Genomic DNA, 17,478 nt, shown 5'->3' with positions numbered 1-17,478 from the left:
GCTTGCCAAGCCCCGCAATCTTGCTAAATGTTAGTCACGGTCGCTAAGTGGGGAGTCACTGCACCGATGATGCGATCCGTGGGCACGCTAACGCGGGCAGACCTGGCCGAAACAATCAACCGCAAGATGGGCTTCTCGCGCGCCGAGAGCCTGGCGCTCGTCGAGGCGATTCTCGCCAAGATGTGCGACGCGCTGGCTGACGGCGAGAACGTCAAGATTTCCGGGTTCGGCAGCTTCATCCTGCGCGACAAGCGCGAGCGCATCGGGCGCAACCCGAAGACCGGCGTCGAAGTGCCGATCACCCCTCGGCGGGTGCTGACTTTTCGCGCCAGCCAGAAGCTGAAAGCCCGGATCGGCGAAGGATGAGCGAGGGCGGGCTTGGTCAGCTGCGTTTCGACGACGGCAAGGATGCCCAGGCCCTGCGCACGATCGGCGAGGTGGCGAAGGCCCTCGACCTGCGCCAGCACGTGCTGCGCTATTGGGAGCAGCAGTTCCCGATGCTCCAGCCGCTGAAGCGCAGCGGAGGCCGCCGCTACTACCGGCCCGAGGACGTCGCGCTGGTCCAGACGATCGACCGGCTGGTCAACCGCGAGGGCTACACTCTGAAGGGCGCTCGCCAGGCGCTGGCGGGCGGGGCGGTGCAGCCGGCGCAGGCGCCGTCGATCGAGGTGACCGACATCCTCCCGCACTTGCGCGCCATCCGCGCGCGGCTGGCCCAGGCGCTCGAAGCGGCTTAATTCTCGATCGGATAGATTTCGAGATCCGGACGCAACACGGCGCCGTAATCCTTCTCGGGCGGCGTCTGGCGGACGTGCATGAAGGGTACCCAGATGTCGCCGTACTCGGCCTTCTGGTACCACACGTCGAGCACGTCGTACGACGCCCACTGCCCATTCGGCTCGAGCAGGCGAATGCCTTCGCCGATCCGCGGCACGACCACGAATTTCATCCGGATCTCGGATTGGTGGGTCTCGTTCTGGACTTCGATCTCGATCAAGGGTCTCGCCTCTCTGCGAGGCCGCTTTTGCCGCAGAGTGATTGCCGAATTGCAAACACGGATAAGATTTTATTAGCCGTGTTGCCCTGAGGGGCGCGAAAACCTTTGCCGAAGATGCTGCAACAATCGGCCTCAATTCGTTCAAATAGCTAATTTACCCGACCCGCTCTGGCCCCAGCTCTGGATCCAGGTCGCGGGGGCGCGCGAAATGAACCAGCGTGCCGCAACCCGGCGCCAGGTCGGCCCACTTGTCGATTCGCAGCTCGAGCAAAGCGAAGCTCGCGGTCGGAAATTTTTCCGCCGCGCGGGCGAACAGCGCGGTTTCGTGGTCCGGGTCGACCAGCCGGAACAGCAGCTCGTGCAAACCCGGGTTGTGCCCGGCGACGAGTACGCTGACGGGATCGCCCTCGACCTGGCGCAACAGCTCGATCAGCGTAGGCGCGTCGGCGAGGTAGGCGCGCTCCTCGAATTGCGGCGCCACCGCAAGGCCGCTCGCCTCGAGCGTGCGCCTGACGCGGGCCGCGGGGCTAGCGATCACTGCCTCCCAGGCGATCCCGAGCCCGGCAATGTGCTGCCCGATCAGCGCCGCGCCGCGCCGGCCGCGGTCGTTGAGGCCGCGGTCGAAATCGCGCGGGGCGGCGTCGTCCATGTCGGACTTGGCATGACGCAGCAGCCCGAGCCGTTTCACCGCATTTCCTCTTCCCGCGAAGCGATTCCCGCCCGGTCGGATGAAAGCCGCGCGCCGAGCCGCTGTAAAGCCTCGTCGAGCGTGCAGCGGACGATCGGCGTGCCCTTGGGGAAGGCCCCGAGCAGCCGGCTGGGAAAGGCCGGCGAAAGCACCACGAAGTGCCCACGGTCGTCCTTGCTGCGGATCAGCCGCCCGAACGCCTGCGCAAGGCGCGCGCGGATGATCGCGTCGTCGTGCGCGCTGCCGCCGTTGGCGGCGCGGCGGGCACGGTGGAGGATCGAGGGCTTGGGCCACGGGACTTGCTCCATCACCACGCAGCGCAAGCTCTCGCCGGGAACGTCGACGCCGTCGCGAAGGGCGTCCGTGCCGAGAAGGCTCGAGCGCGGGTCGTCGCGGAAGATGTCGACCAGCGTGCCGGTGTCGATCGGGTCGACGTGCTGGGCGTAGAGCGGCAACCCGTTGCGGGCGAGCCGGTCGGCGATGCGGCCATGCACCGCGCGCAGCCGGCGGATCGCGGTGAACAGCCCGAGCACGCCGCCGCCGCAGGCCTCGATGATCCGCGCGTAGGCTCCGGCAAGGCCGGCGAGGTCGCCTTTCTTCACGTCAGTGACGATCAGCACTTCGGCGTTGCCGGCGTAGTCGAACGGGCTCTCGGCGCTCGCGAGCAGCGGCTGGGTTTCGAGATGCCGCGCTCCCGAGCGCCTGATCGCCGCCTCCCAATCGTCGCCGTCGCGCAGCGTCGCGCTGGTCAGCATGACGCCGTGCGCCGGTTCGAGAACGACTTGCGCGAAGGGTTTCATCGGGTCGACGAAGCGGCGGTGGATGCCGACGTCGAACTCGCGCGCGTCGGAGCGCTCGACGGCCAGCCAGTCGACGAAATCGGGATCGGCCGCGCCGCCGAGCCGGTCGAGCAGCGCTTCCCAGGCCTGCAAGGTGTCGGCGCGCCAGCTGAGCGAGTGGCGCGCGCCTTCGATCCGCGCGCGGCCTTGCCCGTCGAGCCAGTCGGGCGCGTCCTCGACCAGCGCCTCGAGCCGGACGCCCAGCTTGATCAGCGGGCGGCGGATCTCGGCCAGCGCGCTCGCCGCCTGCTGGGAGAGCTCGACGAAGTTGCCGTCGAGTTGCGCGGCTTCGGTCTCGATGCCGTAGCCGGCCTCCTGCCCGCCGCTTTCGTCGCGGGCGTAAGTCACCGCACGCACAGCGGCGAGCAGCGCCTCGATCGGCCCCGACGGCATGCCGTCGGCCAGGCGCTGGAGCCAGCCGTCCTGCGGCAGCGCCTCGGCCGCCTCGCGCGCGGCGGCGATCGCCTTGCCGCCGTCCTCGTCGTAGCTGGCGACATCGGCGAGGCGCGCGGCGAGGCCGCGGCGCCGCCCCTTCGAGCCGCGCTCGGGTCCGGTGACCCAGCGCTTGAGCTCGACCGTTTCCTGCCCGGTCAGCGCGGCGGCGAAGGTGCTGTCGGCGGCGTCGAACACGTGATGGCCTTCGTCGAACACGATCCGCGTCGGCCGCTGCGCGTGATCGCGCCCGCGCGCGGCGTTGACCATCACCAGCGCGTGGTTGGCGATCACCAGGTCGGCCTGCGCGCTGGCCCGCGCGGCGCGTTCGATGAAGCACTTCCGGTAATGCGGGCACCCGGCGTAGACGCATTCGCCGCGCTGGTCGGTCAGGCTGCGGATCGCGCGGTTGCGGAACAGCGTGCCGAGCCAGCCGGGCAAGTCGCCGCCGATCATGTCGCCGTCCTGCGAATAGGCCGCCCAGCGCGCGACGAGATGGGCGAGAATGGCCGCTCGCCCGCCGAAGCCCCCCTGCAGCGCGTCCTCGAGATTGAGCAGGCAGAGATAGTTCTCGCGCCCCTTGCGCACCACGACCGGCTTGCTGCCGTCGGCGCGAGCCTCGGGCCAGGCCCGCTTGCTCTCGCGGCGCAGCTGGCGCTGGAGGTTCTTGGTGAAGGTGCTGACCCACACCGTGCCTTGCGACTTCTCGGTCCACAGCGATGCGGGGGCGAGGTAGCCCAATGTCTTGCCGATGCCGGTGCCGGCCTGGGCGAGCAGGATATGCGGCGCGCGGCGCTTCTCGCGCGGGGCGAATACCCGGCCGGCCTCGCGGGCATAGCTGCGCTGGCCTTCGCGGCGCTCGGCGCCGTCTCCGGTTAGCCGCTCGAGCCTGGCCTCGACTTCGGCCTCGTCGAGCGCGACTTGCGCCGGCTGCGGCCGCTCGGGGGCTTCCTCCCATTCCGGCAGGCGCGAGAACAGCCACTTCTCGGCCTTGTCGGGCTGGCGCACGTGCGGCGCAAGCACGCCCGCCCACGGCCAGCGTAGCTTGGCAAGCGACTGCAGCGCCGACCACGCGCCCTCACGTTCGGGCCAGTCCTCGCGTGCGCAATCCGCCAGCAGCGCGGCGGCGGCACGCTGGAGCAGCGCGGGAACGGCGTCGTCGCTCGCCGGCTCGTCGAGGCCGAGCGCGTGGGCGAGGCCCTTGGGAGTCGGCACGACGAAGCGCGCCGGGTGCACGAAGGCGAACAGCTCGAGCAGGTCGAGGCCCGAGAGGTCGGGATAGCCGAGCCGGCTGGCGACCAGCGGGGCGTTGAGCAGCAGCAGCGGCGTGTCCGCCGCGGCCATGATCGCGTCGCCCTTGGATACCGTCCGCGTGGTGCCCTCCGGCCCGCGAAGCCAGCTGCCGGCGTGGCTGGCGTGAAGCGCGGGAAGGGCGAGCGAGTCCATCGCCGCGACGATGCTGTGGGGAGAACGAAAAGTAAACGCCGGGGCGGCTCCGCTCGCCGCTTTTTGAGTCGGTCAATGTCCGAGTCGCGCCATGTGGCGCGGCTCCGTTGGCCGTAAACCAAACCCGACCCGCCGTCGCTTGGCTAAGACAAAAGCAATCTAAATCAACGATTAGAGGCAGTCTTGAAAGATTCGGGAAGGGAACAGCGCATCAGCGTGGCCCGTTTTGTGCTTGCTATGAAACATCAAAATCACACCTCATGGAGTGCTACCGCCGCGATTGCCGCAGCGCTTGCGCTATCCGCAACCCCGCTCGCGGCGCAGGACGCCGCCGCCCCCGTAACCGAGCCGTCGCCGGTTCAGCCGGTCGATCCGGTACCGACAGTCGCCGCCAGCCCGGCGCCGACGGTCGTCATCCCCGACATCACCGCTCAGGCGGCTTCCGGCGCGGGCGATACAGAGCCAGCGTCCGAGCCTTCAGCGACCGTCACGAAGACCACCACCAAGACCACTATTGCTCCGTCCGCACGCAAGACAACTCACACCACCGTTAGCCGCACGACGGCGCCGGCCGGTGTCGCACCCCTCGCCGCGGTTCCCCCGCCGGCCAACGACGTCGCGCCGCTGCCTGCCGAAACGGTCGATACGGCGCCGGTCGACGCCGCACCGGTTCCCGCCGCCGAGCCGGCTCCCGCACAGACCGAGAACGTGACCGGCACGCTTGGCCTGATCCTTCTCGGCTTGCTCGCGCTGGCGATCCTGACCGTGGGGCTGATGTTCTTCCGTCGCCGCAATCCGGTCATCAGCGAAACCATCGAGGACCCGCTGGTGAGACGCCCGGTCGCCGAAACGGCGATTGCCGAACCGGTCGTTGCCACGCCTTTGGCGGCGCCGACGATGCTTCGCCGCCGCGACCCGAGCCCTGTCGCCGGTGCGCTGCCGAGCGACGGCGCCGCGGTCGACCTGCCGGCGACGCTGCCCGAGGGCTACGAGGAACGGAATGCGCTGTTCGAACGCATGGCCAACGCGCGGCCGGACAGGGCCAACCCGTTCACCGACCGTCGCCAGCGGATGAAGCGCGCGCGCCTGATCATGCAGTCGCTCGGCGTGACCTTCGACCGCGAGCCGCGCATCGACCTCAGCCAGTATCCGAACAACTGGCCCGAGCTGCGCCGTCAGTATCACAAGGCGGCGTAACCTCCCCCTCGCACGCGGCAAAGCTGAAAGGGTGGCCCGTCCGGCCACCCTTTCTTTGTGCGCTTAGCCGCGCTCGCCCGGCCCCGAGACCTTGCCGGCGCCGGCACGCGCCACGCAGCGCCAGCTTGAGGGATCGTTCGGATCGCCGACGCCGGCGTAGTGCGCGACCTTGGGCCAGGCACAGTCGAGCCGGGTGAGCGACTTGTCGCGCTTGGTGGCGATCAGGCTCTCGGGCGCGGTGCCCGTGTGGACCCAGCTGTCGATCGCTTGCGCCACCGGCAGCACGTCCGCGCCGGGGCCGCCGCCACAGTGGCCGACACCGGGGGCGAGGAAGGTGCGGAACTGCTGCGCCGCACGCGGATTCTGCGCCATGACCTGCCGGGCGTAGTCGAGCGTGCCCGTGGGCGCGGGGCCGGGGTCGCTCTCGCCGTGCCAGACGAGCAGCTTGCCGCCGCGGGCGAAGAACTTCGACAGGTTGGGGTCCTTGGCCTCGTACATTTTCGCGAAGGCGCTGTTGCGGACCTGCGGCGCGTCGGTCGCCGCCGAGAAATGCGCCCAGTCGATGTCGCGATTGGGGAACACCAGCGGCTTGAGGCCGAGCAGCCCGCCGCCGCCGGTGGTGTCGGGCTTGCCGCTGGTGCCGATGAAGAAGCTCCACCCGGTCTCGCCGCCGCGGCTGATCGGCCACATCGCCCATTGCCCGTCGGGCGACTTGATCCCGTCGTAGAGCGACCTCAGCGCGGTGACTTGCGGCGCGGCAAGGCAGCTGGCGGTCTTGGCGCCCGAGCACTCGATCGTCGCCGGGTCCCAGTGGCAAGCGCGTGGATCGTTGATCAGCCCGTCCTTGAGCCCGTCGTCGGCGTCGCACTGGGCGAGGGCGGAATCCTGGGCCAGCTTGAGGTCGTCGGCGCTGAACGCCGCGCCGCGCGCGCCGAACGCATTAGTGCGCATCAGCCCGGTGGTCTGAGTCTGCAGCGTGTAGACCGGCGCGCCGGCGACGATGGCGTCGTAGTCGTCGGGGAAGCGCTGCGCCTCCATCAATCCCATGCGCCCGCCGGTCGAGCAGCCGACGTAGTAGGCGTTGTCGAACTTGCGGCCGTAATAAGCGGTGGCGAGCTCCTTTCCGGCGACCGTCATCTCGTGGATCGCGCGGTAGCTGAAGTCCTTCGCGGTTTCGGGGTTCTGCGCCCAGGCATTGTCCCACACCCCGGTGCCGGGATGGCCGCCGTCGGTCTGCATCGTCGCATACCCGGCCTGCAGCGCTTCGGTGGCCGCCTGCAGCGTCACGTTGCCCGCCCAGCCGCCGCCGCCGATGCCGTAGACCTTGCCGTTCCAGTTGTCGGGCAGGCGATAGACCACGCCGATGTTCGATCCGGCGACCGGGTGCAGGGTGCCCTTGATGTCGCAATTGGCCGGCAGGCCCTTGGCCGCGTCGGCCGGGAAGTAGGTTGCCGTGGCGTCGGCGAGGCCGAGCCTGGAGGCGTCGAACGCCGTGCATGCGGCTGAGCCCGCGGTTGAACCCGCACCGGTGGCGGTGCCACCGCTCGAAGTGGTCGTGGTGCAGCCGCAAGCCAGCAGCGCCAGTCCGGCGATCAGTGCGTAACGCATGGTACTCTCCCTGTTGCGACCTCAGGCAAGCCGGGCGCGGGCGATGGCCCAGCCGTGCTTGCCCTTTTCATATTCGACGACCAGCTCGCGCGATTCCTCATGGCTGTGCTGTCCCTGGCCTTGCAGCCGGTGCATCTGCTCGAGAGTCGAGTGGCCGGTGAATTCGGTGCGGAAGCTCGCCGTGCAGGCACGGCGGCAGCGCGCGCTGCGGCCGTCCTCGGCGAAGGCGATCTGCAACTCGTCCGCGGGATCAACTGCGAGGGCGGTGAGGCCCTCGGCGAGCTTGTGCTCGCCGCCGTTCACCTCGCGCACGAGGTCGCGGTGGAGCGCCTGGATCGCTTTCTCGTCCTCGAGCCGCACGAGCCTCGCCTTACTGCCGTCGTCGGCGGCAAACGCGGCCGCCGGCGCCATCACGGCGAGAGGCGCGGCGACGATGGCTCCGCTCTTGATGAAGCTCCGGCGATCGGTGGCGGTAGCGGTCTTTTCCATGGTCAGTTCCCTTTCCGCACCGGGAAGAAACGCTCGACGTCGAACTTGCCGGCGTGGCGGCTGGGCGCGCCCACGGCGCTCATGCTCAGGCCCCCTTGCTTGCCGCAGTGATAGCCGATCCCGGCATCGTGCATGGTGCGCATGTTGATCAGCACGGTGCCGAGCGTGCCGTTGCAGGCCTCCTCCTGCCAGCGGCCGAAATAGAGCTGGTCGCGGATCTTCACGAAGTCGCCGCTGCCGCTCCATTCGGTGGCGAAGTGGCCGTCCGGGGTCGGGATGATCCACGAGGTGGTCCACGGCGTCGAATAGAGGTGCATCGAGTTGAGCCCGGGCGAATATTCCCAGGTGAACGCCCGCCCGAGCATGTCGCGCGTGCGCTCGTGCCGTTTGCGGCCGGGATCGGGAATGCCCTGGCCGACGACCTTGCCGAACAGCGTCTCGCAACCCGCCTCGTTGGCGAAGTAAGGCGTGTTGAGATAGCCGTGGTAGTTCGTCGCCATGCCGGTCGAGAGGTCGACGACGACGATGTGCCCGTCGTGGTTCGGCTGGCCTTCGAGCAAGTGGCCGAAGATGAACGCGCCGGGCATCATTTCCCACGCGTTGTAGCGCGCCGGCACGACGTCCCCGCCGTTCATCGACCACTGCAGCGTGTCGGGACCGGTGAAGCGGTATTCCATCCGCTGCCCGCCGTCGTATTCGATGGCGAAGACCTTGCCGGCGAGCGCGCCGCTGGCCGCCGTGCCGTTGCCGGCCATCGGGCTCGGCCTGTCGAACACGTGGACGCCCTTGGCGACCACTGCGTCGACTTCGGCGCGGGTCATCTTGTCCATCGTCGCCAGCGGGCGATAGACGCGTCGTTCGCCTTTCTTGCCATTCGGAATCGGCAACGGGTCGGCCGAGAAATCGCCGAGCTTCTCGAACCGGGCGATCTGGCCGAGCCATTCGCCAGTGCCGCGGAACATGTAGAACTCGAGCGCGTCGGCGCCATTGAAGCCCAGGCGCACGCCGACCTGCTGCAGCCGGTTGACGTCCGCAATGTAGAGCTGGAGGAGGCCCGAGAATTCCGCCTCGATGCGCGCGACGGCGTAGACGTCCTCGGTCAGCTGGACGTAGTCGGTCGGCGCCGAATAGCCGCGGTAATCCTTCAACCGGTCGAGTTCGACCCAGTGGCTGTAAGTCGAGCTCGGGTAGTACTCGATCGTGCGGTTGCCGGTGTCTTCCTGCCACATGAACGCGCGGCCCTCGACCCGCAGCGTGCGGCCGTGTTTCTCCTTCGCATCGATCGCACCGGCCATGCGACCGAAATAGACTTCGCGATTGAGCTCGCGCGCCCGCGGCGCCGGGCCGCCGCCGAACCACAGCTCGAACACCGTCGCCGCGCCCGTCTGGCGGTCCCAGGCGACCGCGTAGCCGGTGGTCGTGCCGGGCACAAGATGGGCGAACAGCGTCAGGTGATCGAGATCGAGGGAGCCGTAGCCGGCCTGCTTGCCGGCGAAAGTCACCCGATTGCCGCTGCCGAAAGTCCACGAGAGCTTGTTGCCCCCGTCGCCGGTGAAGCTCAGCACCTTGCCGGAGAGGTTGTTGTCGAGCGGCCCCTTGCCCGCCGGCCCGACCCGTCCCGGCGCGGCCAGCGCGGCGGCGATCTGCGCTTCGCCGAGATCGGTATACGGATACCGGAACAGCGGCACGTCCGGATAGGCCTGCAGGGCCATGGCTCCCCCTCTCCCTTATCGTTGACTTTATCCTGCCACAGCGAGGGGCGAGCGCAAGCGGGGAATCGGCTTGGAAGCGCAGAGACGGTTTGGAAGAGCTAGGTCGCCCCTCGAATCCATAAGTCTGCCTTATGGGGCACGCATGATCTTCAATTGGCATCGAAGACTCCAAGCGAACTAACGGGACCGCGAAACGGGTCGCGCTAGCTCAGGAAAGGTGAACTCAAATGTCTACGAAGGACCCCCTGCTTTCCGCTGCCCTGGTCCTCTCCGGAGCGGCGTGCTGCCTGCTCTATGTTCTCGCGCTTGTCTGGCCTTCGGGCTGGGCCTGGCATGAGGGCTCACCCGCTTCGAACGACTACTACATGATGATCGTCGGGGTGTACGCCACGCTCGGCGTATTTCTGATCCGCGCGGCGAGGGACCCGATGGCGAACGCTTCGCTTGTCTGGTTCACCGTCTGGTCGAGCGTGGTCCATGCGGCCGTCATGGCCTGGCAGGGCGCGACGCAGGCGATGCACCGCGGCCACCTTGTCGGCGACGTGCCGGCGCTGCTGATCATCGCTCTCGCGCTGGGCTCGCTGATGCGCCGGGCGAAGCATGTCCGGCACGTCGCCGAGGCCTGACAGGTTCGCTCGGCCTTCCGCCAGTATCCACTGGCGGACGGTGCTGATGCGTCAGACCAGTCGCTCCAGCACCAGGCCGAGCGCTGCCGAAACCGCCAGCGTGGTGATGATGCCACGCCGGAAGGCGAAGATCAGCCCCGCCGCCACGACCGAAATCACCCCGGCCCGCCAATCGAAGCTGGCGAGATCCGGCGCCTGCAGGTGTACCGGTCCGAAGGCGAAATCCCTGATCCTCACGAACAGGACATGAAGCGAAAACCACAGCGCGAGATTGGCGATCACGCCGACGACGGATGCCGTCACCCCCGCCAGCCCGCCCTTGAGCGCGGGCGCGCGCTGGAGGCGCTCCATCCACGGCGCGAAGGCGAAGATCCACAGGAAGCATGGCGCGAAGGTCACCCAGGTGGTTAGCACCGCGCCGAGTACGCCAGCGAAGATCGGTCCGAACGGCGCGGGCGAGCGGAAGGCGGCGAGGAAGCCGACGAACTGGGTGACCATGATCAGCGGGCCGGGCGTAGTTTCGGCCAGGCCCAGGCCGTCGGCCATCTCGCCCGCGCCGAGCCAGCCGAAGCCGCTGACGGCCTGCTGCGCCATGTATGCGAGCACCGCGTAGGCGCCGCCGAACGTCACCACCGCAAGCTGCGAGAAGAACACGCCGATGTGCCATAGAACGTGGTCGCGGCCGAGCAGGACCAGCACCAGGACCATCGGCGCCGCCCAGATCGTGCCCCACACGAGCGCGGCGGCGATGGTCGCGCGCCACGGAGCGCGTCCGCGGCCAGTCAAGGGCTCCACCGGTTTGAGGGCGAGCAGGTCGGGCCGCCTCGCCCCGGCCCACAGGCCGATCGCCAGTGCGCCGAGAACCACCAGCGGAAACGGCGCCTGGAACGCGAACAGCGCGGCGAATGCTGCCAGCGCCATGGCCCACTGCAGCCGGGTCTTGAGCGCGCGCCCGGCGATCCGCGCCAAGGCCTGGGCGATGATCGCCAGCACCGCCGCCTTGATGCCGAGGAACAGCGCGGCGAACCAGGCGAGGTCGGCGGCGAGCGCGTAGAGGATCGACAGGCCGAGCATGACGAACGCGCCGGGGAAGACGAATAACCCGCCGGCGATCACGCCGCCCTTCCAGCCGTGGAGCTTCCAGCCGATCCACGTGGCCAGCTGCTGCGCCTCGGGTCCGGGGAGGAGGTGGCACAAGTTGAGCGCCTGGAGGTATTCGTCCTCGTCCAGCCAGCGTCGCTCATCGACCAGCTCGCGGTGCATCAGGGCGATCTGGCCGGCCGGTCCGCCGAAGCTGAGAAAGCCGATCCGCGCCGAGACGCGCGTCAGCTCTGAGAAGGTGGGATGGTGAAGGGGACCGCTGGCCATTCGCAATACCTCCATGCCCGCCGCGGCGGAAGTGAAGGCAACGCTTGGGCGCCGAGCCTATCCGGGAGGTTGCTTTGCCCCGGTGGTGGAAAGGTCTACCGGCGAGCTCTCGACCACGCAAGGACGCCAGTCCGCGCTTGCGCGCAGGCGCTGCATCCGCAAGAGCGCGCGGGATGATTGACGAGACGCTGATCGAAGCCGCCCGCGTGTCCAAGGCCTGGCCGTTCCAGGAGGCGATGAAGCTCGTCAAACGCTATCCCAACGGAAAACCGGGCGGGGCGCCCGTGTTGTTTGAGACAGGCTATGGCCCATCGGGCCTGCCGCACATCGGCACCTTCCAGGAAGTGCTGCGCACCACGCTGGTGCGGCGCGCTTACGAGATCGTCTCGGGCGGCGCTCCCACCAGGCTCGTCGCTTTCAGCGACGACATGGACGGCTTGCGCAAGGTGCCCGACAACGTGCCCAACCACGCGCTGCTCGCCGCCAACCTCGGCAAGCCGCTGACGCGCATTCCCGACCCGTTCAACGCCGGGTTCGAAAGCTTTGCGCACCATAACAACGCCAGGCTGCGCAGTTTCCTCGACCAGTTCGGCTTCGACTACGAGTTCGTCTCGGCATCCGATCAGTACAATTCGGGCGCGTTCGACGACGCCTTGCGCAACGTCCTCACGCACTTTCACTCGATCATGGACATCATGCTGCCGACCCTGCGCGAAGAGCGGCGACGGACTTATTCGCCGGTCCTGCCGGTGAGCCCCGACAGCGGCGTCGTGCTGCAGGTGCCGGTCGAGGTGATCGATCCCGCCGCGGGAATTATACGGTTCGAGGACGAGGACGGGACGGTGGTCGAGCAGTCGGCGCTCGGCGGCATGTCCAAGCTGCAGTGGAAGGTCGACTGGGCGATGCGATGGTTCGCGCTCGGCGTCGACTACGAGATGTGCGGCAAGGACCTGACCGACAGCGTCACCCAGTCGGGGCGGATCGTGAAGGTGCTCGGCGGTCAGCGGCCCGAAGGCCTGATCTACGAGCTGTTCCTCGACGAAAAGGGCGAGAAGATCTCAAAGTCGAAAGGCAACGGCCTGACGATCGAGGAATGGCTGACTTACGGCACGGAGGAAAGCCTCGGCTTCTACATCTATCGCGAGCCGAAAAGCGCCAAGAGCCTGCACATCGGGGTCATTCCGAAAGCGGTCGACGAATACTGGCAGTTTCGCGCCAAGATCCCCGAGCAGCCGCTCGAGCAGCGGCTCGGCAACCCGGCTTGGCACTTGCTGCGCACCAACGGTTACCACGGCGGCGACGGCGACACGCTGCCGGTGACCTTCGGCCTGCTGCTCAACCTCGTCGGCGTGCTCGGCACCCATGCGACGCACGAGCAGGTGTGGACCTATCTCGGCAACTACATCGCCGAACTCGACCCGCGGCATCATCCCGCGCTCGAGGCGTTGGTCGACCGCGCCCTGGCCTACAATCGCGACTTCGTCGCGCCGACGCTGGTCAGGCGCGCACCGGAACCGAACGAGGCGAAAGCGCTTATGGCTCTCGACGCCATGCTCGCCGAAGCCCCCGACGATACACCCGCCGAAGAGCTGCAGACGGCGATCTACGAGATCGGCAAGGACGAGACCTACGCCTTCGAAAGCCTGCGCGACTGGTTTCGGGCGCTTTACGAGACGCTTCTCGGCAGCTCGCAAGGCCCGCGCATGGGCAGCTTCATCGCGCTTTACGGAGTGGCCAACACTCGCCAGCTGATCGCCGAGGCGCTCGCGCGATGATCCGCCCGTCGGATCCGGACAGCCTCGCGCGCGAATTGCTCGGGCGCGAACTCTGCGATCTCGAGGAGGAAGAGCAAAGCGTGCTCGAGCGCGTCGCGGCGGGCAACTACATCGGCGTCGACGCCAACGAGGCGGCGCAGCTCAACATGAGCTTCGGCGACCGCCTGGCCGACCGGGTGGCGGCGGTCGGCGGCAGCTGGGGCTTCATCATCGCCTTCGGCGTGGTGCTGTTCGGGTGGATGATCCTCAACAGCGGCGTGCTGCAGGAGATGGGGGCCAAGCCGTTCGACGCCTATCCCTTCATCTTCCTCAACTTGATGCTGTCGATGCTCGCCGCGATCCAGGCGCCGGTGATCATGATGAGCCAGAACCGTCAAGCGAAGAAGGATCGCATCGCCGCGCGGCACGATTACGAGGTCAATCTGCGGACCCAGCTGGAAATTCTGCGCCTTTCTCGCCGCGTTGATCGTTTCACCCACATGATGCTGCGCGCCGCCCGGAAATCCGAGGATGACGAACGGCTGGTCGACGACATCCAGTCGCTGATCCACGAGCTGGGCGATTAGGCGCGGTGAAAGGTCGCGCGGACAAGGACGGCTCGGATACGCTGCGCGAGCGCCTGCGCCGGATCATCGGCCCAGGGTTGATCACCGGCGCCTCCGACGACGACCCGAGCGGAATCGCCACTTATAGCCAGGCCGGTGCGGCGTTCGGCTACGCCCTCGGCTGGACCCTGCTGCTGACTTATCCGCTGATGGCCGCCGTACAGATGATCAGCGCGCGGATCGGCCGCACGACCGGGCACGGCATCGCCGGCAACTTGCGGCGGTACTATCCGCGCCCGCTGCTCAACGCCGTGGTCGCCCTGCTGCTGGTCGCCAACACGATCAACATCGGCGCCGACCTCGGCGCGATGGCCGACGCGACGCGCCTGGTGCTGGGCGGGCCCGACGCCGCCTACCTGGTCGGCTTCGCCGCGTTCTGCGCGGTAACCCAGGTGGTCATGAGCTATCAGCGCTACGTCGCGGTGCTCAAATGGCTGAGCCTGACCCTGCTGGCCTACGTCGTGACGCTGGTGCTGGTGAAAGTGGACTGGGGCGAGGCGCTGCTTCGGCTCGTGGTCCCCGATTTCGCCTGGAGCACCGGCTACCTGACCACGATCGTCGCCGTGTTCGGCACGACGATCAGCCCGTACCTGTTCTTCTGGCAGGCATCGGAAGAAGCCCAAGACGTTGCCGAGAACCCCGACCGCCAGGCGCTGACCAGGGATCCGGAGCAGGGCGAGGCCGAGCTGGAGCGGATCGAATACGACACGCTCGGCGGAATGGCCGCCTCGAACCTCGTGGCGCTGGCCATCGTGTTCGCCACCGCCGCCACACTGCACGGCGCCGGGATCACCGACATCCAGACGTCGGCCCAGGCGGCCGAGGCGCTACGGCCGATCGCGGGTTCCGGCGCGACGATCATCTTCGCGCTGGGTATCGTCGGCACCGGGCTGCTGGCGGTGCCGGTGCTTGCCGGATCGGCTGCCTATGCCCTCGGCGAGGCGGGCGGGTGGCCGGTCGGACTGGCGCGCAAGCCGCTGCAGGCGAAGGCCTTTTACGGCGCCATCGTGTTCGCCACGGCCGTGGGAATGGTCATCAACTTCACCCCGATCAACCCGATCAAGGCGCTCTACTGGACCGCGGTGATCAACGGCGTGGTCGCGGTGCCGGTGATGGCGATCATGATGCTGCTCACCGCGCGCGCCGACGTGATGGGCCGGTTCACCGTGCGCGGTCCGCTGCGGTGGCTCGGGTGGTTGGCCACCGCGGTGATGGCGGCGGCGGTGGTCGCGATGGCGCTGACTTCCCTCTAGCCGGTCAGTTCCATTTCCGGGTGCGATACCACTTGGTGATGATGTACTTGACCCCGGCGGTGACTTGCGTGCCCGAATGCAGGGTCCAGCGGTTGGGCTCGCCCTCCGCGTCGGCGTTGTTCCACATGAGGATCGCGCCGGGCTTGGGCTCGATCGACAGGCCGATCTGGGTGAAGTCGGTCGATCCGCCGGCTTCGACCGGATTGAGGTAGACCATCGCCGTCCAGCTGCGCTGCCCTCCGCGGGCGGACTCCTTGGGCCAGTACCCGGCCTCGGTGTAGAACCAGTCGCAGTGCGGGCTGAAGTGCTGGCCGGGCAGGTAGCGCTGGCCCTGGACCGTCTCGCCCCATGCGGATTCGAGTCCGAGCAGGTCGTCGATCCGACGGCTGATCTTCTTGACGAACGGATCGTGAGGATCGACGTCGCCGGAGTACGAAGTGCGATAATCGGCGCCGTATTCGACGTCGAACACCGAGCTCGGCCGCGCGACCTGGTCGATCATCGCGATCATCCTTGCGCATTCGTCAGGGCTCATGAAATCACCCATCGCGAAGATCTCGGCCTTCTCGGTCGGCAAGCGGTAGATCGCCTTGTTCGCCGCCAGCCGCTTGCGGACCTGCTCGCCGACGTGCTTGAGCGCCGTCTGGTCGGCAATTTCGGGCTTTTTGTTGCGGATCATGAAACGGGCCATGAGTCTGGCATATCCATTCCCGAGCAGCCGATGCAAGAGGCGCTCTTGCCCGCTGCAGCTTGGCCGCTAGGTTGCAGGGCGAAAGGAAAGGACATGCCGACGAACCGCTACTCCATCGGAGCGATGACGCTCCACTGGCTGATCGCCATTGCCGTTATCGTCGATTGGCGCCTGGCCGACGCTGCGGAGCACGCGCCGCGCGGCCAGCACTTCGCCGTGCTCCAGCCGCATTTTGCGCTCGGTATGGCGATCCTCGTCCTCACGGTGCTGCGTCTGGTATGGCGCCTGACCCACCGCGCGCCGCCGTTCTCGAGCGACCTTGCGGCGTGGGAGCGCGTCCTTGCGCGCACGGTGCACTTCGTCTTCTACGTCCTGCTCGTCGGCCTGCCGCTGATGGCGTGGATCGGCACCTCGATGTGGAACCAGCCGACCGACTTCTTCGGGCTGTTCACGATCCCCAACCTGCCTTTCGGCGAGAACCGCGGGCTCGGCCATGAGCTGCAGGAACTCCACGGCACTCTCGGCGAGGTCATGCTCTACCTGATCGTGCTGCACGTGCTCGGCGCGCTTAAGCACCACTTCTGGGACAAGGATGGCAACCTCTACCGGATGCTGCCGTTCGGTACACCGAAGCCCTGAGGCGCTAAGACGCAGAAACCCCCGGCCTTTCGGCCGGGGGCTTCGCTTGTGCCGGTCCACTCAATCCGGCAGCAAGCCGGCCGAGCGGCTTACCAGAAGAAGTCGTAGATCACGTCGACGACTTCGCCGCTGTAGATGTCGACCAGCAGCGCGTCGTCGTAGTAGCGGACCCAGCGATAGGGGCCGTAGACGTCGGGCAGGCGGTACTGCCACGGATCGTTGATCCAGTAGCGGTCCGAGTAGAACAGCGAGTTCAGCGAGAACCCGATGCCCAGGCGGCGGTAGCTGTAGTTGCGGTACGGCGCGTAGTAGCGGCCGATGTGGTAGGCGTTGCGGTTGGTTGTGCGGTACCGCTGCCAGTCGTAGCGGCTGCTGCTGCGCCAGTTACGGTCCCAGCGTTGGCCGTCACGATCGCCGTCACGCCAGTTGCGATCGCTGCCGTTGCGGTTGTCGCGCCAGTTGCTGTCGTCGCCGCGGCGGTTGTCGCGCCAGTTGCCGTCGCTGCCGCTCCGGCGGTCGCGCCAATTGCTGCCATTGGTGCCGTATGTCGTGGTCCGCTCGCGGTCGACGTAGGTGCGGTTGCGTTCGGCTCGCTGATCGTTTCCGGCCCACCGCTGCGTCTGCTGCGCTTGCGCCTGCTGCCGCTGTTGCGCGGGATCGCTCCAGGTGCCCCGCTGTGCCCAGCCCCGTTGCTGCTGCCGTTGCACCTGCTGCGGAGCCTCCTGGCGGGTCCGGGTGCGCCGTTGCTGCGGCTGTTGCTCGCGCGCCTGCGGCGTCCAGTCGCGCTGGCGCTGCGCCTGGGGCGCGGCCCGATCCGGCCGGGCCGTGGGCTGATCCCGCCCGCCCCAGCGCTGGGTCTGCTGGCCGTTATCGGTCGTCTCCTGCTGGTGCCTGCCGCGGTCGTCATGGCGGTCAGCCTCGCGGGCCGAGGCCGGAACGGCGGTGAGGGCAAGGGTCGCGGCCACTGCGGCCAATGCCCCGCCGGTGAAGAACTTGAATTGCATTGCGGCATCTCCTGGTCTGCCGCGAGTGGGAGCGGCGCGTGATGAGAGGATGACTAAGCCAGTCGTCCTGTCCGATATCTGAACTGTCCGTGTGGCCTATTGTTCATGT

The 17,478-nt window shown here is 67.8% G+C and carries 17 protein-coding genes; 8 read left to right on the top strand and 9 right to left on the bottom strand.

Features of this window, described 5'->3' with window-relative positions:
- The first annotated feature begins 66 nt into the window (after nucleotides 1-66).
- Nucleotides 67-366, top strand: a complete 300-nt coding sequence (locus G7B69_RS03275) for an integration host factor subunit alpha (protein ID WP_207785937.1) — start codon at nucleotides 67-69, stop codon at nucleotides 364-366.
- Nucleotides 363-737, top strand: coding sequence for a MerR family transcriptional regulator (locus G7B69_RS03270; protein ID WP_166176022.1), 375 nt, complete (start codon nucleotides 363-365; stop codon nucleotides 735-737). The genes G7B69_RS03275 and G7B69_RS03270 overlap by 4 nt, the downstream gene beginning before the upstream one ends.
- Here the strand turns inward: G7B69_RS03270 and G7B69_RS03265 are convergent.
- The 3 genes from G7B69_RS03265 to G7B69_RS03255 all read right to left on the bottom strand — a co-directional run bounded on the left by G7B69_RS03265 (nucleotide 734) and on the right by G7B69_RS03255 (nucleotide 4,402).
- Nucleotides 734-997: a hypothetical protein gene (locus tag G7B69_RS03265; RefSeq protein WP_207785936.1), complete on the bottom strand. Its 264-nt coding sequence runs from the start codon at nucleotides 995-997 to the stop codon at nucleotides 734-736. The two genes, G7B69_RS03270 and G7B69_RS03265, sit on opposite strands and share 4 nt — an antisense overlap.
- Before the next feature lie 154 nt (nucleotides 998-1,151).
- Entirely contained in the window at nucleotides 1,152-1,685 is a 534-nt protein-coding gene (locus G7B69_RS03260) for a SixA phosphatase family protein (protein ID WP_166176020.1), read from the bottom strand.
- Nucleotides 1,682-4,402 (bottom strand): ATP-dependent DNA helicase, encoded by a 2,721-nt coding sequence (locus G7B69_RS03255; RefSeq protein ID WP_166176018.1) that lies wholly within the window; start codon nucleotides 4,400-4,402, stop codon nucleotides 1,682-1,684. The genes G7B69_RS03260 and G7B69_RS03255 overlap by 4 nt, the downstream gene beginning before the upstream one ends.
- 237 nt (nucleotides 4,403-4,639) lie before the next feature.
- On the opposite strand from G7B69_RS03255, the gene G7B69_RS03250 reads away from it, so the two are divergent.
- Complete coding sequence (locus tag G7B69_RS03250; RefSeq protein WP_166176016.1) at nucleotides 4,640-5,599, top strand: hypothetical protein; 960 nt, start codon at nucleotides 4,640-4,642, stop codon at nucleotides 5,597-5,599.
- A 63-nt stretch (nucleotides 5,600-5,662) separates the two neighbouring features.
- Here G7B69_RS03250 and G7B69_RS03245 read toward each other — a convergent pair whose 3' ends face one another.
- The 3 genes from G7B69_RS03245 to G7B69_RS03235 are packed head-to-tail and all read right to left on the bottom strand — an operon-like array spanning nucleotide 5,663 to nucleotide 9,408.
- Complete coding sequence (locus tag G7B69_RS03245) at nucleotides 5,663-7,207, bottom strand: tannase/feruloyl esterase family alpha/beta hydrolase (RefSeq protein ID WP_166176014.1); 1,545 nt, start codon at nucleotides 7,205-7,207, stop codon at nucleotides 5,663-5,665.
- Nucleotides 7,208-7,228: 21 nt separating this feature from the next.
- On the bottom strand, nucleotides 7,229-7,696 hold the full coding sequence (locus G7B69_RS03240) for a hypothetical protein (RefSeq protein ID WP_166176012.1): 468 nt from the start codon (nucleotides 7,694-7,696) through the stop codon (nucleotides 7,229-7,231).
- A gap of 2 nt (nucleotides 7,697-7,698) precedes the next feature.
- A complete protein-coding gene (locus G7B69_RS03235) occupies nucleotides 7,699-9,408 on the bottom strand; it encodes a MoaF N-terminal domain-containing protein (RefSeq protein ID WP_166176010.1) in 1,710 nt (569 codons plus the stop codon).
- Nucleotides 9,409-9,635: 227 nt separating this feature from the next.
- On the opposite strand from G7B69_RS03235, the gene G7B69_RS03230 reads away from it, so the two are divergent.
- Nucleotides 9,636-10,034, top strand: coding sequence for a DUF6632 domain-containing protein (locus tag G7B69_RS03230; protein ID WP_166176008.1), 399 nt, complete (start codon nucleotides 9,636-9,638; stop codon nucleotides 10,032-10,034).
- 51 nt (nucleotides 10,035-10,085) lie between these two features.
- On the opposite strand, the gene chrA is transcribed toward G7B69_RS03230, so the two are convergent.
- The gene (gene chrA / locus G7B69_RS03225) at nucleotides 10,086-11,402 is read right to left on the bottom strand and encodes a chromate efflux transporter (RefSeq protein WP_166176006.1); all 1,317 of its coding nucleotides are present in this window, start codon (nucleotides 11,400-11,402) and stop codon (nucleotides 10,086-10,088) included.
- Nucleotides 11,403-11,575: 173 nt separating this feature from the next.
- On the opposite strand from chrA, the gene G7B69_RS03220 reads away from it, so the two are divergent.
- From G7B69_RS03220 to G7B69_RS03210, 3 genes are read left to right on the top strand one after another with little or no spacing between them, the layout of a single operon-like run.
- Entirely contained in the window at nucleotides 11,576-13,177 is a 1,602-nt protein-coding gene (locus G7B69_RS03220) for a lysine--tRNA ligase (protein ID WP_166176004.1), read from the top strand.
- Entirely contained in the window at nucleotides 13,174-13,743 is a 570-nt protein-coding gene (locus G7B69_RS03215; RefSeq protein WP_166176002.1) for a DUF1003 domain-containing protein, read from the top strand. Before G7B69_RS03220 ends, G7B69_RS03215 begins: the two co-directional genes overlap by 4 nt.
- A gap of 5 nt (nucleotides 13,744-13,748) precedes the next feature.
- Nucleotides 13,749-15,035 (top strand): NRAMP family divalent metal transporter, encoded by a 1,287-nt coding sequence (locus G7B69_RS03210; RefSeq protein ID WP_166176000.1) that lies wholly within the window; start codon nucleotides 13,749-13,751, stop codon nucleotides 15,033-15,035.
- Between the two features lie 4 nt (nucleotides 15,036-15,039).
- On the opposite strand, the gene G7B69_RS03205 is transcribed toward G7B69_RS03210, so the two are convergent.
- Complete coding sequence (locus G7B69_RS03205) at nucleotides 15,040-15,726, bottom strand: prolyl hydroxylase family protein (RefSeq protein WP_243415011.1); 687 nt, start codon at nucleotides 15,724-15,726, stop codon at nucleotides 15,040-15,042.
- A gap of 93 nt (nucleotides 15,727-15,819) precedes the next feature.
- Here G7B69_RS03205 and G7B69_RS03200 point away from each other — a divergent pair, with 93 nt between their 5' ends.
- Nucleotides 15,820-16,365 (top strand): cytochrome b, encoded by a 546-nt coding sequence (locus G7B69_RS03200; protein WP_166175998.1) that lies wholly within the window; start codon nucleotides 15,820-15,822, stop codon nucleotides 16,363-16,365.
- Nucleotides 16,366-16,454: 89 nt separating this feature from the next.
- On the opposite strand, the gene G7B69_RS03195 is transcribed toward G7B69_RS03200, so the two are convergent.
- A complete protein-coding gene (locus tag G7B69_RS03195; protein ID WP_166175996.1) occupies nucleotides 16,455-17,369 on the bottom strand; it encodes an RcnB family protein in 915 nt (304 codons plus the stop codon).
- Nucleotides 17,370-17,478 lie beyond the last annotated feature (109 nt).

Origin of the sequence: Croceibacterium segetis, assembly GCF_011320115.1 — a bacterium.
Taxonomy (GTDB): domain Bacteria; phylum Pseudomonadota; class Alphaproteobacteria; order Sphingomonadales; family Sphingomonadaceae; genus Croceibacterium_B; species Croceibacterium_B segetis.
This window is presented reverse-complemented; position numbering and strand designations above follow the sequence as displayed.